14 protein-coding genes and 1 pseudogene are annotated in these 16,209 nt (G+C 69.8%); 7 read left to right on the forward strand and 8 right to left on the reverse strand.

Features of this window, described 5'->3' with window-relative positions; genetic code table 11:
- Positions 1-90 precede the first annotated feature (90 nt).
- From OG729_RS06390 to OG729_RS06400, 3 genes are read left to right on the forward strand one after another with little or no spacing between them, the layout of a single operon-like run.
- Positions 91-897 (forward strand): HlyD family efflux transporter periplasmic adaptor subunit, encoded by an 807-nt coding sequence (locus OG729_RS06390; protein ID WP_405804830.1) that lies wholly within the window; start codon positions 91-93, stop codon positions 895-897.
- On the forward strand, positions 894-3,161 hold the full coding sequence (locus OG729_RS06395) for an NHLP family bacteriocin export ABC transporter peptidase/permease/ATPase subunit (RefSeq protein ID WP_405804832.1): 2,268 nt from the start codon (positions 894-896) through the stop codon (positions 3,159-3,161). The genes OG729_RS06390 and OG729_RS06395 overlap by 4 nt, the downstream gene beginning before the upstream one ends.
- Position 3,162: 1 nt before the next feature.
- Entirely contained in the window at positions 3,163-6,024 is a 2,862-nt protein-coding gene (locus OG729_RS06400; RefSeq protein WP_405804834.1) for an NHLP bacteriocin export ABC transporter permease/ATPase subunit, read from the forward strand.
- A 48-nt stretch (positions 6,025-6,072) separates the two neighbouring features.
- Here the strand turns inward: OG729_RS06400 and OG729_RS06405 are convergent, their stop codons facing one another.
- Both OG729_RS06405 and OG729_RS06410 read right to left on the reverse strand, forming a co-directional pair.
- On the reverse strand, positions 6,073-6,552 hold the full coding sequence (locus OG729_RS06405) for a hypothetical protein (protein ID WP_405804836.1): 480 nt from the start codon (positions 6,550-6,552) through the stop codon (positions 6,073-6,075).
- 214 nt (positions 6,553-6,766) lie between these two features.
- A complete protein-coding gene (locus OG729_RS06410; protein ID WP_360881130.1) occupies positions 6,767-7,459 on the reverse strand; it encodes a hypothetical protein in 693 nt (230 codons plus the stop codon).
- A gap of 395 nt (positions 7,460-7,854) precedes the next feature.
- Here OG729_RS06410 and OG729_RS06415 point away from each other — a divergent pair, with 395 nt between their 5' ends.
- Entirely contained in the window at positions 7,855-8,220 is a 366-nt protein-coding gene (locus OG729_RS06415) for a LuxR C-terminal-related transcriptional regulator (RefSeq protein ID WP_405804838.1), read from the forward strand.
- Between the two features lie 197 nt (positions 8,221-8,417).
- Here the strand turns inward: OG729_RS06415 and ribA are convergent, their stop codons facing one another.
- Positions 8,418-9,068: a GTP cyclohydrolase II gene (gene ribA / locus OG729_RS06420; protein WP_360881126.1), complete on the reverse strand. Its 651-nt coding sequence runs from the start codon at positions 9,066-9,068 to the stop codon at positions 8,418-8,420.
- 127 nt (positions 9,069-9,195) lie between these two features.
- Between ribA and OG729_RS06425 the strand changes: the two genes are divergently transcribed.
- Together OG729_RS06425 and OG729_RS06430 are read left to right on the forward strand one after the other, a co-directional pair.
- Positions 9,196-9,942, forward strand: coding sequence for a creatininase family protein (locus tag OG729_RS06425; protein WP_360881124.1), 747 nt, complete (start codon positions 9,196-9,198; stop codon positions 9,940-9,942).
- A pseudogene (locus OG729_RS06430) lies at positions 9,939-10,589 on the forward strand (RibD family protein); the annotation flags it as partial. The gene OG729_RS06425 and the pseudogene OG729_RS06430, both read left to right, overlap by 4 nt.
- Here the strand turns inward: OG729_RS06430 and OG729_RS06435 are convergent.
- The 5 genes from OG729_RS06435 to OG729_RS06455 form a co-directional block, all read right to left on the reverse strand.
- Positions 10,581-11,699 (reverse strand): lysylphosphatidylglycerol synthase transmembrane domain-containing protein, encoded by a 1,119-nt coding sequence (locus OG729_RS06435; protein WP_360881122.1) that lies wholly within the window; start codon positions 11,697-11,699, stop codon positions 10,581-10,583. The pseudogene OG729_RS06430 and the gene OG729_RS06435 sit on opposite strands and share 9 nt — an antisense overlap.
- Positions 11,696-12,610: a class I SAM-dependent methyltransferase gene (locus tag OG729_RS06440; protein ID WP_405804841.1), complete on the reverse strand. Its 915-nt coding sequence runs from the start codon at positions 12,608-12,610 to the stop codon at positions 11,696-11,698. The genes OG729_RS06435 and OG729_RS06440 overlap by 4 nt, the downstream gene beginning before the upstream one ends.
- Positions 12,538-13,659, reverse strand: a complete 1,122-nt coding sequence (locus OG729_RS06445) for a glycosyltransferase family 4 protein (RefSeq protein ID WP_405804843.1) — start codon at positions 13,657-13,659, stop codon at positions 12,538-12,540. Before OG729_RS06445 ends, OG729_RS06440 begins: the two co-directional genes overlap by 73 nt.
- Positions 13,656-14,054, reverse strand: coding sequence for a 6-carboxytetrahydropterin synthase (locus OG729_RS06450; protein WP_360881116.1), 399 nt, complete (start codon positions 14,052-14,054; stop codon positions 13,656-13,658). Before OG729_RS06450 ends, OG729_RS06445 begins: the two co-directional genes overlap by 4 nt.
- Before the next feature lie 63 nt (positions 14,055-14,117).
- Entirely contained in the window at positions 14,118-15,110 is a 993-nt protein-coding gene (locus OG729_RS06455) for a zinc-binding alcohol dehydrogenase (protein WP_405804845.1), read from the reverse strand.
- Between the two features lie 108 nt (positions 15,111-15,218).
- On the opposite strand from OG729_RS06455, the gene OG729_RS06460 reads away from it, so the two are divergent.
- A complete protein-coding gene (locus OG729_RS06460) occupies positions 15,219-16,073 on the forward strand; it encodes a CDP-alcohol phosphatidyltransferase family protein (RefSeq protein ID WP_405804847.1) in 855 nt (284 codons plus the stop codon).
- Positions 16,074-16,209 lie beyond the last annotated feature (136 nt).

Here is a 16,209-nt window from a genome sequence, read left to right on the forward strand (position 1 = left end):
CCCACCACCCGCGTCCACCACCCACGCCCGCCAACGGAGGCGCCTACCCGGCTCCCCCGCCCAGACCGCCGCAGTTGAGGGAAGAGTGTCGTGCAGTTCCGCCAACAGGCCCTTTCCAAGCTGCAGTCGCCCGAGGAAATCGACCTTCCGGTGCGCTTCGCCCGGCCCCAGGGCCGGCTCGTGCTCACCGTCACGGTCGCCGTGATGCTCGCCGCATCCGTCTGGGCCGTGACCGGCACCGTGAGCTCCACCCTCGGCGCGTCCGGAATCCTCACCCATGCCCAGGGCAGCTATGTCCTGCAGAGCCCGGTCTCCGGCCAGGTCACCGAGGTGCTCGCCGAAGAGGGCAAGAGGCTACCCGCCAACGCTCCCCTGCTGAAGGTCCGTACGGCGAAGGGCGACACCACCGTCCGCACACTCACCGCCGGCCGGCTGACGGCTCTGGTCGCCGACATCGGCTCGGTGGTCACCACCGGCACCGACGTGGCCGCCGTGGAACGGGTCGAGCAGGCCGACGACCCTCTGATGGCCGTCCTGTACGTACCGGCCGACAGCGGATCGAACGTACCGGTGGGCGCGTCGGTCGATCTCACCGTCCAGTCGGTGCCGACCCAGCAGTACGGCGTACTGCGCGGCCGTGTGAAGGCCGTCGGCCGGACCGCTCAGACCCGGCAGCGGATCACCGGCTTCCTCGGCAGCAGCCAGCTGGGCGAGCTGTTCTCGAAGTCCGGCCAGCCCGTGGCGGTCCTGGTACGGCTCGACCCCTCGTCGCGCACCAAGTCCGGCTATGCCTGGTCGTCGTCGGACGGCCCGCCGTACGCGGTCGACTCCATGACGCTCGCCACCGGCGCCATCCGGCTGGCCGAGCAGCATCCGATCGGTTGGCTGCTTCCATGACCGCCCAGCAGCAACTGCCGCCGGCAGGCGGCCGCGGCCGCCATCGTCCCGAAGATGCGCCGTCTGGCCGGCGTGGCACGCGCCGCGCCGTCCCCGCCCCCAAGGCGAAGAAGCAGAAGACCGTGCGCACCCCCACGGTTCTTCAGATGGAGGCGCTGGAGTGCGGCGCAGCGTCGCTGGCCATGGTGCTCGCGCACTACGGGCGGCATGTGCCGCTCGAAGAGCTGCGAATCGCCTGCGGTGTCTCCCGGGACGGCTCACGGGCCAGCAATCTGCTGAAGGCGGCGCGCAGTTACGGCCTGCAGGCCAAGGGCATGCAGATGGAACCGGCCGCGCTCGCCGAGATGCGGGCGCCCGCGATCCTGTTCTGGGAGTTCAACCACTACGTCGTGTACGACGGCATGGGACGGCGGTTCGGCCGCCGTGGCGTGCACATCAACGACCCCGACAAGGGCCGCCGCTTTCTCGCGACGGAGGACTTCGACACCAGCTTCACCGGGGTCGCCCTGATCTTCGAGCCCGCCGCCGGCTTCCGCCGGGGCGGCCGCAAGCCGGGCGTCATGGGGGCCGTGCCCGCCAGGATGCGGGGCACGACCGGCACGCTGCTGGCGGCGCTGCTGGCCAGCCTGCTGCTCGTCGCCGTCGGGGCGGCCGTGCCCGCGCTGGGCCGTACGTACATCGACATGTTCCTGATCGGCAATCAGACCTCAATGCTCGGGCCGCTGTTCGCCTCGATGGCGGCGATGGTCGCGCTCACCGCGGTGCTGACCGCACTGCAACAGGCGAACCTGCTCCGAGGGCGCATCATCTCCTCCACACTCAGCAGTGCCCGGTTCCTGCGGCATCTGCTGAGACTGCCGGTCACCTTCTTCGCCCAGCGCAGTCCGGCCGATCTGGTCCAGCGGCTCCAGTCCAACGACGCGGTGGCCGAGACACTGGCGCGTGACCTCGCCGCCGCGGGCGTGGACGGCGTCGTCGTGATCCTCTACGCCGTACTGCTGTGGACGTACGACCCCCAACTGACCGTCATCGGCATAGGGATCGCCCTGCTCAATGTGGTCGCGATGCGGATCGTGGTCCGGCTGCGGGCCACCCACACCCAGAAGCTGCGCGCGGACAGCGCCCGGCTGACCAACACCTCGTACACCGGTCTCCAGCTGATCGAGACCATGAAGGCCACCGGCGGGGAGAACGGATACTTCCGCCGCTGGGCGGGCCAGCATGCCACCACACTGGAGGAGCAGCAGCGTCTCGGTGTGCCGAGCGCGGTACTGGCCGTGGTGGCGCCCACCCTCGCGACCCTCAACAGCGCGCTGATCCTCTGGATCGGCGGCCTGCGGGCGGTGGAGGGCCATATCTCGATCGGTCTGCTCGTCGCCTTCCAGGCGCTGGTGACCCGCTTCACCGCACCCATCACCCGGCTCAACGGGGTGGCGGGCAGGATCCAGGACTTCGCGGCGGACGTGGCCCGGCTCAAGGATGTCGAGAGCTTCCCGGTCGACTCGCTGTACTCGCGCCGGGAGACCGACGCGAACACCCGCAGGCTCAAGGGCCATGTGTCGCTGGAGAACATCACCTTCGGCTACAGCCCGCTCGACAAGCCTCTCCTCAGCGACTTCTCGCTGACGGTCGGTCCCGGGCAGCAGGTTGCGCTCGTCGGCGGGTCCGGCAGCGGCAAGTCCACCGTTTCGCGGCTCATCTCCGGTCTCTACAGCCCGTGGGAGGGCACGATCCGCATCGACGGGCAGCGCCTCGACGACATCTCCCGCAGCGCGCTCGCGGCCTCGGTCTCCTTCGTCGACCAGGACGTCTTCCTCTTCGAGGGCACGGTCAGGGACAACGTGGCGCTGTGGGACCCCTCGATTCCGGACGATGCCGTGGTCGCCGCCCTCTCAGACGCCGCCTTGTACGACGTGATCGCACGGCGTCCCGAAGGCATCCACAGCCGGGTCGAGCAGGACGGCCGCAACTTCTCCGGCGGACAGCGCCAGCGTCTGGAGATCGCCAGGGCGCTGGTGCGGCGGCCGAGCATCCTCGTCCTGGACGAGGTGACGAGCGCTCTCGACGCGGAGACCGAGCGGATCATCATCGACAATCTGCGGCGGCGCGGCTGCGCCTGCGTCGTGATCGCCCACCGGCTGAGCACCGTGCGCGACAGCGACGAGATCGTCGTACTCGACCACGGCTCGGTCGTCGAGCGCGGCCGGCACGAGAATCTGGTCGCCGCCGGGGGTCCGTACGCCGAGCTGGTCAAGGAGCACTGACGTGGCTTCCGTTCACCCGTCCGCGGTCGCGGGACCGGGCGAGTCCGACGCGGTGACCCATGCAGTCGGGGGTCTTGGCGCGCCGGTCGACTGCACCGGGCTGCGCAGCCTGTCGCTGGAGGGGCCACAGGTGCTGTGGCTCGTCGTCGGCGGGGCCCTGGATCTCTTCGCGGTGGATGCCGCTCAGCAGGGGCACTGGCACTTTCTGGGCCGGCTCGAGGCGGGCACGCTGCTGCTCGGCCCGGTGGAGGGCCCACGGCACACGCTGATCGGCAGGCCGTCACAGGACTGCCGGTTGCACCGGATTGGGCTGCGGGAGCTGTACCGGCCGGAGTACGGGACGTACGAAACCGTCTACGAGACGGGCTATCAGAGTGGGTACGAGGCACCGACCCCGCTGGAGTACGCCTTCGCTCTGGGCACCGGACGGGGCCTGGGCATCCTGTTCCAGGCTCCCCTGGAGGGCCGGGCCACCGACGGGGCCATGGCCGACGACGACATTCTGTGGATGCCGGTCCCGCCGGGCAGCGTGCAGTACGGCGCCACGTACAGCGCCGATGCGGCGGGCGACCTGCTGGTCGACAGTGCGCTGTGGCAGCAGATGGTCAACCAGCAGTACCGGCTGCTCTCCGCCGTGGACCGCTGGATCGAAGGTCTTGAGCGGGCTCACGAGGACCGTACGGCCGCGGGCATCAAGGCGGGCGAAGCCGTCCGCGCCCGGGCGGAGGCGGCGTTGGTCGCTTCCATCGGAAAGCCGGAGCGGGCCGGCCGGGGCTCCGCCGCCTCGGACGGCGCCGAGGACGACGCCACGTACGCCGTATGCCGACGGGTCGCGGAGGCGGCGGGGATCACTCTCGGCGAGCGGTCGAAGGGCGGTGCGGTGAATGACCGGATCAGTCCGGTCGAGCGCATCGCCGTCGCCTCACGTATCCGTACCCGCGCGGTGCGGCTCGACGGCCGCTGGTGGCGTACCAACACCGGTCCGCTGGTGGGTCACTGGGCCAAGTCCGGCGCCCCGGTCGCCCTGCTGTGGCGCCGCGGCCGGTACGAGGCGGTGAACCCGGCCTCCGGCCTGCGGATGCGCATCGGCGGGGCCACCGCGGAGGAACTCGAGCCGCGCGCGGTGATGTTCTACCGTCCGCTGCCCGAACGCCCCATGAGCGCATGGCGGCTGATGCGCTTCAGCCTGCGCGACACGCGCGCCGACGTCCGCAATCTGACGCTCGCCGCGCTGGTCACCGTCGGCCTCGGCGCGCTGGTGCCGATCGCCACCGGACAGGTGCTCGGCGTCTATGTGCCGACGGCCGAGAAGAGCCTCATCGTCCAGGTCGCGCTGGCCGTCATGATCGCGAGCATCGTCTCCGCCGCGTTCATGCTGCTGCAGAACCTCACCGTCCTGCGGATGGAAGGACGGATCGAGGCGTCGTTGCAACCGGCCGTGTGGGACCGGCTGCTACGGCTGCCGACCCGGTTCTTCACCGAGCGCTCCACCGGCGAGCTGGCCAGCGCGGCGATGGGTATCAGCGCGATCCGGCGGGTGCTCTCCGGTATCGGCCCGGTGGCCGTCCAGGCGAGCACGGTCGGAGCCATGAATCTCATGCTGCTGCTCTGCTACAGCGTGCCGCTGGCGCTGACGGCGATCGGGATGCTGCTCGTCATCGGAGCCGTGTTCCTCGGCATGGGCCTGTGGCAGCTGCGCTGGCAGCGGCAGTTGGTCGAGCTGGGCAACAAGCTCAACAACCAGGCGTTCCAGACCCTGCGCGGACTGCCCAAGCTGCGTGTCGCCGCGGCGGAGAGCTTCGCGTACGCCGCCTGGGCGCGGGAGTTCGCCCGCTCGCGCGAGCTCCAGCAGCGGGCGGGCCGGATCAGAAATCTGACGACGGTCCTCGACGCGGTCTATCTGCCGCTCTGTTCGCTCACCATGTTCATGCTGCTCGCCGGTCCGGCCCGCGGCAGCATGTCGGCGGGCGAGTTCCTGACCTTCAACACCTCCGTGACCATGCTGCTGACGTCGGTCACCCAGATCTCCGGGGCGCTCGTCTCGGCCGCCGCCGTACTGCCCATGTTCGAGCAGATCAAGCCCGTCCTGGCAGAGGCCCCGGAGGTCCGCGGCGCCAGTGCCCAGCCCGGCACTCTGTCCGGGGCGATCGAGGCCCGCAAGCTCTCCTTCCGCTACAACGACGACGGCCCGCTCGTCCTCGACGACGTCTCTCTCCAGGTGCGGCCGGGCGAGTTCGTGGCGATCGTCGGCCCCAGCGGCTGCGGCAAGTCGACGCTGCTGCGACTCCTCATCGGCTTCGACAAACCGGCTTCGGGCAGCGTCCTGTACGACGGCCAGGACCTGGCGGCCCTGGACCAGGCGGCGGTCCGCCGCCAGTGCGGCGTCGTCCTGCAGAACGCCCAGCCGCTCACGGGATCGATCCTGGACTGCATCTGCGGCGCCGAGGCCTTCTCCCAGGAAGAGGCCTGGGCGGCCGCGGAGTTGGCGGGCCTCGCCGAGGACATCAAGCGCATGCCGATGGGCCTGCACACGATGATCTCCGGCGGCGGTGCGATCTCCGGCGGCCAGCGCCAGCGTCTGATGATCGCCCAGGCCCTGATCCGCCGCCCGCGCATCCTCTTCTTCGACGAGGCGACGAGCGCGCTGGACAACGAGACCCAGCGCATCGTGATCGAGTCCACCCGAGCGCTGAGCGCGAGCCGTGTAGTGATCGCCCACCGGCTGTCCACGGTGATGGACGCCGATCGCGTGATCGTGATGTCGGACGGCCGGGTGGTGGAGCAGGGCCGGCCGTCCGATCTGCTCGCCCATGCGGGCGGGCATCTCCACGAACTGGTGCGGCGCCAGTTGCACAGCCGGTGAAGGCGACAGCGGGCACGAGTGTCCCGCGAGTCCGCTCCGTCTATCGGATCAAAGGGTGATCGACGGTGTCACGCCGTGTCCCTTGATCTCGATCCAGACGCGAGTGTTGTTGGGCAGCTTGAGCGGCCTCTTCTTGAAGTCCCACTTCGCGCGGTGGAGGTAGACGATCTCGGACTCGTCGCGGGCGGCCCTGTAGCGGGCATCGGGGTAGGGCGCGGGCTTCTTGTTCGGCTTTTCGATGATGAGCCGCATCGAGGTGATGCCGCCGGGCTTGGTCGGCATCCAGTCGCCGCTGGCCCAGTACAGGGTGTTGGTCTTCTTGTTCGCGACGATCGCGAGCGTTTTGGCGGGCGTCTTGCCGGGCTTTCCCGTGGTGGTGTGGCAGTAGTGGGAGCCGGTGGGCTTGGCCTTGGCGGTGCAGGTGACCTTGGGCGGCTTCGGCTTGGCGGCGGCATGTGCGAAAGCGCTCGGGGCGGCCAGCGCGAGGGCGAGGGCAGTCAGGAGCGGGACGGCGGTGCGGGGTCGCATCGGGGGGTCTCCTTCGGGCGCGGAGGGCGGGACAGCAGTAGGACGAGGACCGCGGGGATCAGGCAGGTGGCGGCCGTGACCGCGGCGCCGGTGGCGTTGGGACGGGCGACGGATGGCGGGTTCCCTGCCGAAGAGGGCGAGGTCCAGGACGGGTGGAGTGTCCTGGACCTCGCGGTCACCGGTTCCCCAAGAGGGAAGGCAAGCGCGGTGAGTATCAGTCGTTGTTCGTCAGGCTGGCGCGGAAGGTGACGTTGCCGGCCAGGATGTGCTCCTTCTTGAAGACCGGCTTCTTGCCGAAGGAAGAGACCTGCGGCGTGGCGGTCCAGAAGGTCTGGGCGGCGCGGCCCTTGACGCTGACGCGGTTGTTGGTGATCTTGATGGCCGCGTTGACGTTCTTCACCTCGGCCTTGGCGGAGGCCAGCCTGGGGCCCTTGCCGGCCGTCGGCACAGAGATGGAGATCGTCTCAGTGGTGACCGGGATGTTGAAGATTTTCTCCGTCACGGAGAAGCGCGCGGTGACGGTGCGCTTCTTGTCCTTCGCCACCAAGCTACTGCCCTTGACGACGAAGGACACTTCCTTGTTGTAGCGGTCGGTGATGTTGACCGGCTTGCCGACCTTGCCGTTGGCCGCGCCCAGGAGCGCCTTGTAGATCTTGCGGTCCTGGAGGTCCTTGAGGAAGACCGCCTTCTGCTTGTTGTTCAGCGCCCCGAACTTCTTCAGGGTCTGCTTGGCCTCAGGCGTGTTCTGCGTCTTGAGGTACTTGGTGTAGGACGCGACGGTGAGCTTGGCGGGCTTGGCCGGTCCGGCGGCCGGGTCGGCAGCGTGGGCCATCGGGGACAGGACGGCGAGACCGGCGGCGACGGCGACGGCTCCGGTGGCGATACGGCCCGTGTAGCGCGTGATCATGAACGTTCCTCCCGTTGAGGGTGCTTGTTCCATGGGGTTCGCCAACGAGCCTAGGAATCTTGGGGCTTGACCAAAATTGTCTCTTCAGGCAGCGCCCGATGAGCCACTGCCCAAAAGGCCAACTCCCTTTCGAACATGGCTAGTTCACGCACCTCGGCGAACGCCTTTTTGATGTACGCGCATCCGGGCTCGGGGTTAGGTTGAGTGGCGATCACCGCCGCACCCGGGGCACGGGGCTCTGCTGGGAAGAGCGGTGTTCAGGAGGGACCGACATGACCAAACGGTCCGATGCAGGTGACAGCAGCTGCGCCTACCGGCGCATGGGGGCTGACCCTGTGCGTGGTCTGTGGAAGCTCAAAAGGCTGACGGATCGGGAGAAGGAGGTTCTTCTCCTGGTGGGTACGGGAGTTGGCAACCGCGAGCTTGCGCGGGAGCTGGGTATCGCGGAGCGGACGGTGAAGGCGCATATCGCGCGGATCGTGGAGAAGCTGGGCCAGCAGACGCGTCTTCAGGTCGCGATGCTAGGGGTGCTCGCCCACGGGAAGCTGTGCGCTGATCCTCGCTGCGCATGCCGCCACGTCACGGCCAACTGGAAGAACAAGGGCCAGCAGTGGGATGCGCAGTCCAGCCGGTTCCTGTCGCTGTACGCGCGGGGGCAGGTGATCGCGACACCGAAGAGCACGGCGGGCACGAAGATGGTGCTGAACAAGCTGAACACCTCCGACGCGGCCGTCCTGCGCCAGGAGTGGGGCACCAAGTAGGTCTGTGCGTCGATGCGGTGAGGGGCCCGCCAGCCTCGGCGGGCCGGATCCACCAGTGACTTCCGCTCCACCGGCTTCAGCCGGTGGAGCGGAAGTCAATCGCTGTCGGGGAAGCCGCGGAATACCCTGTCGGGTCAGATCTCCACCCGCCACGAACCAAGATCATCTCCTGCCAAGATCCACTTCTGATACTCGCCCTAGTCGACCGCACTGTCCAAGTGCGGCAGGTAGTGGTCGAGGCGTTCCCGCTTGGTCCACAAATAGGACATGTTCTCTTCCCGTGGCGGTATCAACAGGGGAACCTGCTCGGTGATTTTGATGCCGTGCCGCAGCAGCGCTTCCCGCTTGAGCGGGTTGTTCGACAGCAGCCGCACGGACTGGACACCGAGCTCGTGCAGGATATCCGCCGCCACCCGGTAGTCGCGGGCGTCCGCCGGGAACCCGAGGGCGAGATTCGCCTCGACCGTGTCCAGCCCCTCCGCCTGGAGCTTCATCGCGCGCAGTTTGCCCAACAGGCCGATCCCGCGTCCCTCGTGACCCTGGAGGTAGACGAGAATGCCGCGCCCTTCCGTCACGATGGCGTGCAGTGCGGCGGACAGCTGATCGCCGCATTCACAGTGCTTGGACCCGAAGACATCTCCGGTCAGGCACTCCGAATGCATGCGGACAAGTGCTCCCTCCTTCTCGGCTTCGCCGTATACCAGCACCATTTGTTCGTCCCCGCTTTCGCGGTCCAGGTAGCCGATGGCGAGAAAATCGCCGTGCGAGGTGGACAGCCGTACATCCACCACTCGTTCGACACCTGACGTACGAACACTGTCGCCGAACACGCCATCACTTACTGTCATGACCCCGATCCAATCTGGCAAGCTCCGTGCATCGTAGGCCAAAATAGCGAAGAGGCATCAACTGCCTGCCCGTTTCATCACATTCGACCATGGGCGCGCGGAGCGAACAACGAAAGGCCCTAAAACAATGAGTGGTTCACAAACGCCCCCGGCATCGGGCCTGTTGCCAGGGGACTCCACGGAGGACGTGCGCAGGAGGCAGGCCGATGTCGCCGTCCTCCCCATCGGCAGCTTCGAGCAGCACGGAGCCTTCCTTCCCCTGGTGACCGACACGGTCGTCGCCTGCACCATCGCCCGGGAGATCGCCGCAGCCCATCCGGTTCACCACCTTCCTCCTCTCACGATCTCGTGCTCGCACGAGCACGCGGCCTGGCCGGGGACGGTCAGCATTTCCGCCGCGACCCTGCACGCCGTCGTACGGGACATCGCCGACTCGCTGAGCCAGTCCGGTGTCGGTTCCCTGATTCTTGTCAATGGCCACGGCGGAAATTACGTACTGCGCAATGTCGTTCAGGAATCCGCGGGCAGCGGGCTGCGCATGGCGCTTTTCCCGGGCTCGGCGGACTGGGATGCGGCACGGGCCGCGGCCGGTGTACAGACCCCGTCGCACAGCGATATGCACGCGGGTGAAGTGGAAACGTCCATCCTGCTGCACTCCCATCCCGAACTCGTCCGCCCTGGTTATGAAACCTCCGATTTCCTGGCCGACGATCGTAAGCATCTGCTCACTCTCGGTATGACGGCTTACACCAAGTCCGGTGTCATCGGCCGTCCGTCAATGGCATCCGCGGATAAGGGAAAGAAACTGCTGGCCTCACTTGTCGAATCCTTCAGTGAGTACGTCTCACTGCTCACCCGGCAGGAGACCCGATGACCAACCGCAGCGACGTACTGGATGCGGCCGAGGCCTGGGAGCGGCTGCGCGGCGTCCGCTCCGAGGCGGACGCCGAGGCCGCCGGACTTGTCCGGAGCGCGGACGGCCGCCGGCGCTGGAGGCAGGCCGCCACCCCCGAAGCGGAGGTGCTCGCCGACCGCTATCTGCCGCTGTGCCTGGCCGGCCCGCACTTCACCTTCGCCCAACTCGGGCAGAGCCTGGACGGTTTCATAGCGACGCGTACCGGTGACGCCGACTACGTCACGGGCGAGGAGGACCGTCTTCATCTGCACCGCCTGCGTGCACTCGCCGACGCGGTGGTCGTCGGGGCGGGCACAGCGGTCGCGGACGACCCGCAACTGACCGTGCGTGCCTGCCCCGGTGACAACCCCGTGCGCGTCGTCGTCGATCCGCACGGCCGCGTACCGCTGGGGCGCCGGGTGTTCACCGACGAAGCAGCGCCGACGCTGTGGGTGGTGGCCGAGGGCAGCGACCGCAGCAAGTCCGTTCCGGGCCGCGACGGCGTTGATGTGCTGACGCTGCCGGACAGCGAGGCGTTCGCGCCGGGCCGCCTGGTGCAGGCGCTCGCGCGGCGCGGCTTGGGCCGGGTGCTGATCGAGGGCGGCGGCGTCACCGTGTCACGCTTCCTGCACGAGCAGGCGCTGCACCGGCTCTACGTCACCGTGGCGCCGGTCCTGCTCGGCGACGGCATCCCGGGGCTCCGCTTCGCGGGTACGCCGGTGATGCGGGACGCGCTCCGTCCACCGGCGCGACGTGCCGCCCTCGGCGAGGACACGCTCTTCGAGCTGGAGTTGCGGGCGCCGTGAGCGGGCGAGCCACTGGCCGGCGAGCACCCCGGCACCGGGCAGGCTCGCGGCGAAGGTGAGCACTCCATAGACGACGGCGACCGTCAGGCCCTGGGCGGCGCCCAGGCCGGCGGCGCCGAAGGCCCACGCGGTGACGCCTTCCCTGGGGCCCCAGCCGCCGACGTTCAGCGGCAGCGCCATGGCGAGCAGGGCCAGCACCATCAGGGGCACCAGCTCGGCGAACGGCGCGGTCGACCCAGCGGCCCGGGCGGCGAGAAGGAACGTACCGAGGTACCCCGCCAGCACTACGACGGACGAGATCACGACGCCCGGCCAGCTGCTGCGGGCGAGCAGTCCGAGGCGTGCCTCGGCCAGCGTGGCGCGGACCGCCCGGTGCCATCGCGATGTGCCCGGCTTGCCTCTGAGCCGGAGGGCGACCGCGATCACCAGCGCGGACACCACGGCGAGCGCAAGGGCGGTCCCCGGTGAGGTGGCCAGGTGGCGGGGCTGCGCCAGGGCGGGGGACGGCTGGGCAAGCAGTACCGCCACACCGACGGCGATCAGGACCAGCTGGCCCGCGGTCCGTTCGAGGACGACAGCGCGAACGCCTCGTCCGACGTCACCGGTGTGCTGCCCGTGTCGTACCGCTCGATGCACATCGCCGAGTACGCCGCCGGGCAGCGCCGCGTTCAGGAACAGCGCGCGGTAGTAGTCGGCGACCGCCCGGCCCAGCGGCAGCCGGATGCCCAGGCCGCGGGCGACGATGCACCAGCGCCAGGCGCTGAACACGGTCGTGAGCAGGCCGAGTCCGAGCGCGGCGAGCAGGGTGGGTCCGTCGATCCTGCGCAGCCCGTCCAGGAATGCGCCGGTGCCAAGACGCCAGACCAGCACCGCGAGGATGCCCGCTCCGGCCAGCGTGCCGACACGGGCCCGGAGCGTCTGCCCGCTCATGAGGTCCCGCCCGTCGGCCGGGGCAGCGCCAGCAGATCGCTGTGGTGCACCACCACCCGCAACTCGCCCGACGCGCACGCCGCCAGGCGGCGCAGTAGATACGTGTCGGCGCGCGACGCGAGGGCCGGGCGCTGCTCGCAGGCCGCACCCACCCAGCCCCGCAGCCACTCCGCGATCAGCGCCGAATCGTCGGCGCCGAGCCGCCAGGGGCTCGCGTGGGTCCGTACCGTCGCTCCCTGCCGTGCGAAGGCTTCGGAGGCCACCGTGACGGCGTCGGGTCCGAGCAGGCCGTTGCGGCGCTGGTGGGCGTTGAACGCGGCGGCGATCTCGGCATCCAGCGGTTCGGCAGGCGTCAGCTTGACCCGTCCCACCACGGAGATCGTCAGCAGCGCGGGGCATTCGGCCCCCGCGCACGCCTTGGCCAGCCCGTCCACCTCGCCTCGGGTGAGCACGTCCAGCAGGGCGGAGGCGGTCAACAGGGAGGCGCCGGCCAGGTCCCGCGCGCTCAGGCGGGCGATTTCGCCGCGTTCGGTGGTGACCGTCACGGGCTTGCCGTCGGCCGCCGTGTCGGGCGTCCGCACGGCGGCCAGGTCGAGCAGAGCGGGGTCGCGGTCGTGCAGGATCCAGTGCTGGGTGCCGTTCAGCCTGGGTGCGAGCCAGCGCCCCATGGAGCCGGTCCCGCAGCCGAGATCGCGGATCACCTGCCCGGCGTGATCTCGGTCCCGGCCCGACAACCAGTGCTGGAGCGGTTCGAGGAGTCCGGTGGCGCGGGCGGTGGCGTCGGCGCCCTCCCGCAGCTCCAGCCACTCGGGGGCATAACCAGGCGCGTCGGTCGTACTCACGCGGCCCTCCGGGGTTCGATTCGTATGCGTTCCAGCGCGCCGGCCAGATTCCGGGCCGTCGTCTCCCACCCGTCCAGCGCGGTGCGCCGCTCTGCTGCGGCCGCCTTCAGGCGACTGCGCAGGCCCGGATCTCCGAACCAGCTGCGCAGCGCCGCGGGGAGTGCCGCCGGGTCTGCCGACGGTACGAGCAGGCCCGGCACGCTGCCGTCCGGCGCCTGCCCGACCGCCTCCGGGAGACCGCCAACGGTCGTCGCCAGCACCGGAATGCCGCGCGCGAGCGCCTCGGTCACGGCCATGCCGTATGTCTCGGCGTACGAGGTGAGCACCATGAGGTCGGCGGCGGCGTAGCTCGCATCCAGCTCCGCACCGGTCTGCGGTCCGACGAGCTGGACCCGGTCGCCGAGGCCGGACTTCTCGATCAGTTGTCTGAGCCCGGCGACATAGCCGGGGTCCTGGTCGAGGCCGCCGGCGCACACGCAGACCCAGGGCAGGTCGGCGACGGCCGCAAGTGCCTTCACCAGCCGGTACTGTCCCTTGCGCGGGGTCACCGATGCGACGCACAGCAGTCGCGAGACACCGTCGGTGCCGGGCGCCTCGGGTTCGATGTCGGCGCCGGGTGCGGCGACATGGACCTGGCCGGGGGCGAGCCCGTGGTGGGCGACAAGCCTGCGGGCGGCCCACATGCTGGTCACCACGACGACCGGCACGGCGCGCAGGGTTTCCCGCTCGAGGGCGTCCAGGTCCGCCGCCCGGGCGGGGGCGAGTCCTGTCTCGTCGCCCAGCGGCAGATGCACCAGCACCGCCAGCCGCAGCCGTTCGGCCTCGGGGACGACGATGTCGGGTACGGCGCAGGCGACGAGTCCGTCGAGGAGCACGACGGCGCCGTCCGGGGCGTGGGCCAGGACGCGGGCCAGTTCGGCGCGAGCGGCCGCTCCGGGCTGTGGCCAGCTGCCCGCGACGGCATGCTCGTGGACCTGCCAGCCGATTGAGGGCAGGTCCCGGCACAGCCGGCGGTCGTAGACATTGCCGCCACTGGGGGCGGCCGGGTCGTCGACGCCACCGGGCAGCACTATGTGCACCGACCGCCCGCTCGCCCCGGTGACGTCGGCCCGGTTCACAGGGTGCGCTCGTAACTCGCCCAGGCGATGTGCGATTCGTGCAGGGTGACCGTGATCCCGGCCAGGCCGCGTGCGCCTTCGCCCAGCGCCCCTGCGTGCACCCGGTCCGCGAGCCGGTCCGCGATCACCTTGGCCAGAAATTCGGTGGAGGTGTTGATGCCGGCGAAGTCGGGCTCGTCGTCGAGATTGCGGTAGTTCAGCTCGCCGACCACAGCGCCGAGTTCCCGGGTGGCCAGACCGATGTCGACGACGATGTTGTCGGCGTCCAGCTCGGGGCGGCGGAAGGTGGCGTCCACGAGGAACGTCGCTCCGTGCATGCGCTGCGCGGGCCCGAAGACCTCTCCGCGGAAGCTGTGAGCGATCATGATGTGATCACGGACGGTGATACTGAACAACGGGTGAACCTCCAGGTGCGGCAGCACATCTGACCTGTAGTACGGCCGACCTGTTCTCCTTGTTCAGGCCGGATCAGCAGCAGTTTCATACAGCACACGGTGACATAGCGCCGGGAGCTCCCCGGAGGCGAGCTTCGGCAGCACCTGTGGCAGCTCGTCGAAGGCGCACTCGCCGGTGATCAGCGCGTCGAAGGCGGGATCGGCGAGCAGGTCGAGCGCCACCGCGAGGCGGTCGGCGTAGGTCCGGCGGCCCCCCCGGACCGGTGACACCGTCCCCACCTGACTGCTGCGCACGACCAGGCGGCGGGAGTGGAAGGCCTCCCCCAGCGGCAGGCTGATCCGCCGGTCGCCGTACCAGCTCAGCTCGAGGACGGTTCCCTCCGGGGCGAGGAGTTCCAGTGAGCGGGCGAGTCCGGCCTCGGTGGCGCTGGCGTGGACGACGAGATCGCAGTCGCCCGCGGCGTCCTCGGGGAGCGCGAAGTCGACGCCGAGTGCCTTGGCGATGCCGGCGCGCGCGGGTTCCGCGTCGACCAGCTGGACACGGACGGCGGGGTACTTGGCGAGTACGGCGGCCACGCCGGCGCCGACCATGCCTGCTCCGACCACGGCGATCCGGTCACCGATCAGCGGTGCGGCGTCCCACAGGGCGTTCACCGCAGTCTCCACGGTCCCGGCCAGCACGGCCCGCCCGGCGGGGACGGCGTCCGGCACGGGAGTCACGGCGCTCGCGGGGACGACGTAGCGGGTCTGGTGCGGATAGAGGCAGAAGACCGTACGGCCGAGCAGGTGCCGCGGTCCTGCTTCGACAAGCCCGACGTTGAGATAGCCGTATTTCACGGGCCCGGGGAACTCGCCGTCCTGGAACGGCGCCCGCATCACGCTGTGCTGGCTCTGCGGTACGCCGCCGCGGAAGACAAGCGTCTCCGTGCCACGGCTCACCCCGGAACAGAGCGTGCGCACCAGCACCTCGTCGTCGCCGGGTTCCGGCAGGGCAACGTCCCGGATCTCCCCGTGACCGGGAGACCGGAGCCAGAAAGCACGAGCGGCACGCTCCATTGGCGTCCTCCTGAACAGTCGGGTGAGGATGCACGTACTGATCACTACAAAGCCGCGGACACGGTACGCGGGACTGATCGAATCTGTCACACCCCCGGAGGGTGCACGGTGGCCCTGAACAACCCCTACGACATGAGGCCGCTGCGGCACGAGACGGCGGTGGGAGCAGGCGCGCAGATCCTCCTGCTGGCCCTGCTCGGCACGGCGATCGGCCTGGGACCCGCGGGCTGGCTGACCGGCCTGGCCTTCGCGGTCGCCACCTGGGCGGTGCTCACTCGCGCCCTGCGCCGGTCCTGGCTCAAGTCCTTCGGACCGGCCAACCGCGTCACACTGGCCCGCGCGACGCTCGTCGGGGGTGTGACCGCGCTGGTCGCGGACTCCTTCGAGAGCCCGCCGCCGGTCACGGTCCTGGTCGCTCTCACCACGGTGGCGCTGATCCTCGACGCGGTCGACGGCAAGGTCGCGAGGCGCACCGGGACGGCGTCCGCGCTGGGGGCACGCTTCGACATGGAGGTGGACGCCTTCCTGATCCTGGTGCTCAGCATCCATGTCGCCATGTCGCTGGGCCCGTGGGTGCTGCTGATCGGCACCATGCGCTACGCCTTCGTCGCGGCGGCCAGGGTGCTGCCGTGGCTGAACGGAGCCCTGCCGCCGAGCACGGCCCGCAAGACGGTGGCCGCGCTGCAGGGAATCCTGCTGCTGGTGGTCGGCGCCGGGGTCCTCCCGCGGCTGCTGGCGTTCGCGATGGTCGCCCTGGCGCTGGCGCTGCTCAGCTGGTCCTTCGGACGGGACATCAGGTGGCTGTGGCGCGTCAGGGCCGAGGAGACGACCAGGCCCGCGGCGATCGCTGAACCTGCGGTGCGGCTCGCGCGGGCCGAAGCCGGGGTCTCGTCCCCCGGCTCCAACTGCCCACAGACGCTTCAGACTGCCGCGAACCCGATGAAATCAAGCCGGGCGGCCTGAGACACCGCGAACCGCGGCCCTGGCTGTGGCTCGTTGGGACCTGGGGGCTACCCCCGGAAACTAGGCAGCAACGCCGCCAACATGTACCTTTCGCTCCCTGAGTTGCACAGCGCGACGCCCCGAACACGGGAAGGGA

Origin of the sequence: Streptomyces sp. NBC_00210 (assembly GCF_045160975.1) — a bacterium.
GTDB lineage: Bacteria > Actinomycetota > Actinomycetes > Streptomycetales > Streptomycetaceae > Streptomyces.